This window comes from Bacillus massilinigeriensis (assembly GCF_900111815.1).
GTDB classification, from domain to species: Bacteria; Bacillota; Bacilli; order Bacillales; family Cytobacillaceae; genus Mesobacillus_C; species Mesobacillus_C mediterraneensis.
The window spans coordinates 1-1,133 of the sequence record NZ_LT630019.1 but is presented as its reverse complement, the minus strand read 5'-3'; the positions used below and the strand labels follow the sequence as shown (position 1 = coordinate 1,133).

1 protein-coding gene is annotated in these 1,133 nt (G+C 41.7%); it reads right to left on the bottom strand.

What is annotated here, in order from left to right; all coding sequences use genetic code 11:
* Positions 1–977, bottom strand: a 977-nt coding sequence (locus BQ5796_RS16875; protein WP_071461532.1) for an IS1380 family transposase, incomplete at its 3' end; no start/stop codon positions are given.
* Positions 978–1,133: the final 156 nt, after the last annotated feature.

Below are 1,133 nucleotides of genomic sequence, written 5' to 3'. Positions count from 1 at the left end.
ACAATCGCTTGGGGCGAAAAGGCTTCACCCAGACTCGTCACAAAAAAGGCATGTGAAAATAACAATTCACCAGCAGGGCGAATGGACTGAATGATAATACGACGAGGCTTTGACCAAGAAGATGCTTGGTAAATGGACTCCTCTACATAGCTTTCTGTCACGGACACATCATGAATTTCATGTGCTGGGTGTAGTTCTTCCGCAAGTGCTTTTAACTTGGCGTTCGCTTTTAGACGAATGATATAGTAAACCGATTCCTTTTCGCATAATTCATATAGACCAGGCACCGCGAAGCCACTATCGCCACGGACTAGATAAGATTTTTCGGGGAAAACTTCGTTATAGTGCTCGATGAGTGGGCGCATAAAATCTACAACACCATTGGAAGTATAAACGTTTCCCGGGCGCAATTGCGCTTTCAAGAAATCACCTGTTAGCCCATCAAATGCGACTAGTGGATGAAAGCCTGTTGTAGAATAATGCGCGTTGTAGGAAGAATTTTCTTGGTTTCCGTATGTATCGGCATGTGTGGAATCCAGGTCGAAAATAAGTGTCTTCGATTGTCGAGCATGATGAACCCGGTCAAGCAGTTCCTGATTGGCTGATTGAAGTTGGTTTAGTGCTTCCGTGTCAAAGCGCTTAAAAAATCGTGATAAGGACGGTTGAGAAGCGAGTGCAGATTTGCCAAGAACCTGTGTGAAAACCGGATCATGTGTTAAACGGTCCGCTGCATCATCCTCATGATAGCCAGCGATCAGCTGATAGATTTTTTGACGAAGTAAATGTTCATTCGTATGGAAGCAATACGTGCGTTCATCTTTTAATTGGAGATGTTTTGAAATCGTTTGTGAGAAACTGATTTTTTCATCAAACTCACGAAAAATGAATTCTCCAGTGTCAGAAGAAAGCGCACCACCATCATTAGACAATTTAATGGAACGGTTGAAATGTAGAGTGTTTTGCGATAAAGTAGCCATTAGAAGAATCCTTTCTAGTTGGTTGGTGTTTAGTCGCAATAACCATAACAGAAATGGATTCTTTTTTCATCTTTTAAGTGAAAAAGAGAATCCCACAGAAAAGCCAACAAGTCGGCTTTTCTGTGGGATTTTATATATATCGGTGAATAATCTAGG